The organism is Streptomyces sp. NPDC055078, assembly GCF_053607985.1.
The window spans coordinates 1-2,438 of the sequence record NZ_JBSGUP010000930.1 but is presented as its reverse complement, the minus strand read 5'-3'; the positions used below and the strand labels follow the sequence as shown (position 1 = coordinate 2,438).

Below are 2,438 nucleotides of genomic sequence, written 5' to 3'. Positions count from 1 at the left end.
GTACGGAGGACGGAGAGCCGGACGACCACAACGCCGACAACACCGATAGCCCCGACAACACTGACGATGGCGACGACGCCGCGACGGCCGCCGGTGCGGTCCCGACCGGGCCGGTCGGCGACCGCGACATCCTGACGGACCTCGGTCTCTCGGAGAAGGAGCTGCTGGCCCTGGACACGGACGCAATGGCGGAGATCGCGGACGCGCTGGGCGTCGCCGATGTGCTGGAGACCGTCCGCTAGTGACGGAAGCGGCGACTGAGGCATGGGATCCCGTACGGGACCCCTGGGAGGCGCCCATGCGCCTCGCCCTGGCGGAGGCGGAGCGCGCGGCGCTGTCCGGCGATGTGCCGGTCGGCGCCGTGGTGCTCGCCCCCGACGGCACCCTCATCGCCGCCGGCCACAACGAACGCGAACGGACAGCCGACCCGACCGCCCACGCCGAGGTTCTCGCGATCCGCCGTGCCGCCGAGCACCTCGGCGGCTGGCGGCTGTCCGGCTGCACCCTGGTGGTGACCCTGGAACCGTGCACCATGTGCGCGGGCGCGATCACCCAGTCCCGGGTGGACCGGGTGGTCTACGGAGCACGGGACGAGAAGGCGGGCGCGGTCGGTTCGCTGTGGGACGTCGTACGGGACCGACGGCTCAACCACCGGCCCGAAGTCATCTCCGGAGTGCTGGAACGGGAGTGCGCGTTGCCCCTGACCGCGTTCTTCCGCGACCGCTGACAACCCGGCCCGCCACGGACCGACCAGCGACCGCGATACGGACCGGGCAGCGACCGCGCCAGGGCCCGGACAGCGACCGCGCCAGGGGCCGGGCAGCGACCGCGATACGGATTTCGGCGCACGCCCCACTGTGGGCTAAGCTCTCTCCCGGTAGCGTGTCCGAGCGGCCGAAGGAGCTCGCCTCGAAAGCGAGTGTGGCGCAAGTCACCGAGGGTTCAAATCCCTCCGCTACCGCTGGTAGAGGAAGGGCCCGGTCCGATGGATCGGGCCCTTCGCGCGTCTCCGTCTCAGTTTCCGTCTCAGTTTCCGTCTCAGTTGGCCGGTACGAGGGCCCCAGTGCTGCCGTCGTCATCGTCGTCAGGACCGGCGACGCTCGGCTTCCAGATGAGTCCGTCGACCTGTCGGGCGACATCGTTCCGGACGGAGTCCACCATGTGCTGATACCGCGCGGCCATGGCCGTGGTCGACCACCCCATAAGGCCCATGACCGCGCGCTCGGAGACTCCGAGGATCAGCAGGACCGTGGCGGCGGTGTGCCGGGCGTCGTGCAACCGCCCGTCCCGAACCTTGGCGTCGCGCAGCAACTCCTTCCAGTCGTCGTAGTCGGTACGGGGTGAAGTGCCCCGGCCGTCCGGGGTGGCGAAGAGCCAGCCCTCATCCCGCCAGTCCTCCCCTGCCGTCGTACGCTCGGCATCCTGCTTGGCCCGGTGCGTCCGGAGCAGATCCACGAGCTGCGCCGGCAACCCGACCGACCGGCGCCCCGCGCGGGACTTCGTGTCTGCCGTCTCCGGGTTGGTCCGCTGACGCTGCGGGCAGTACCCCGCCTTCCGGCCGCAGGCGTCACCGCATCCGTGGGCGTAGCGCGGGCGGCGGCGGCTCCGGCGGACCATCAGCGCGCCCCGCGCCAAGTCCACATCGGCCCACTTGAGGCCCAGGGCCTCCCCCTGCCTCAGCCCGAGCGCGAGTGCGACGGCCCAGCGTGCGGAGTTCCGGCGGTTGTCCGCAGTCTGCAAGAGCCGCTGCACCTCTTCGACCGTGTACGGCTCCACCTCCTCCTCGCTGACACGAGGAGCCTTGGCGAGCTGAACGGGGTTGCGTGCCAGGTAGCCGCGCCGGACCGCCTCATTGAGGGCGGTACGGAAGGTCCGGTGAATCTGGTGAATCGTCCCGGCCTTGCGACCCTCGGTCTGCATCTTCCCGTAGAAGCGTTCGATGTGCTCTGGTCCGAGCTTGTCCAGCCGGTGAGCGCCAAGGGCGGGGATCAGGTGCTTCCTCACCGCAACGCCGTAGCCGACCATCGTGTTCTCGTTGACTGCGAGCGGGGCAATGCTCTCCACCCAGTGGGTTAGCCACCTCTCGACCGTCCATGCCCGACCAGCCTTGCGGGTGGTCTTGGCGTCGCGCTGCTTCTCCAGTTCGCGGACTGCGGCGGTCACCTCTGCTCGGGTCTTGCGTTCGACGTGGCGGCGGTCAGGCTTGCCGTCGTCGCGGATGCCGACCGTGACGCGTCCGTGCCACTTGCCGTCTTTGCCCTGGTAGATGGATGAGCGGCCATTGGGCTGCCGAGTTCGCTTCTTCTCTTCCGCCACGGGCGGACTCCTTCAGGTTGGGGTGTAAAAACGTGCCGGGACGCCACCCCAAGCGGGGTGGCGTCGCGGGGTGTGGTGGTGACGCGGCGCGCGGTGCGCGGCGGCGGGCGGCGTAGGCGGGG

At 70.2% G+C, this 2,438-nt stretch carries 2 protein-coding genes, 1 tRNA gene and 1 pseudogene; 3 read left to right on the top strand and 1 reads right to left on the bottom strand.

The window, feature by feature from the left end; translation table 11 throughout:
• The 3 genes and pseudogenes from ACWF94_RS38725 to ACWF94_RS38715 form a co-directional block, all read left to right on the top strand.
• Positions 1 to 242 (top strand): annotated as a pseudogene (locus ACWF94_RS38725) (hypothetical protein); the annotation flags it as partial.
• A 56-nt stretch (positions 243 to 298) separates the two neighbouring features.
• Positions 299 to 727, top strand: a complete 429-nt coding sequence (tadA, locus tag ACWF94_RS38720) for a tRNA adenosine(34) deaminase TadA (protein WP_453499706.1) — start codon at positions 299 to 301, stop codon at positions 725 to 727.
• Positions 728 to 876: 149 nt separating this feature from the next.
• Positions 877 to 961 (top strand) — tRNA-Ser (locus ACWF94_RS38715).
• A 77-nt stretch (positions 962 to 1,038) separates the two neighbouring features.
• Here ACWF94_RS38715 and ACWF94_RS38710 read toward each other — a convergent pair.
• On the bottom strand, positions 1,039 to 2,316 hold the full coding sequence (locus ACWF94_RS38710; RefSeq protein WP_453499704.1) for a tyrosine-type recombinase/integrase: 1,278 nt from the start codon (positions 2,314 to 2,316) through the stop codon (positions 1,039 to 1,041).
• Positions 2,317 to 2,438: the final 122 nt, after the last annotated feature.

Coding starts and splice junctions, on each gene's coding strand:
- tadA (WP_453499706.1), top strand. CDS start 299: ATGCGCCTCGCCCTGGCGGAGGCGGAGCGCGCGGCGCTGTCCGGCGAT.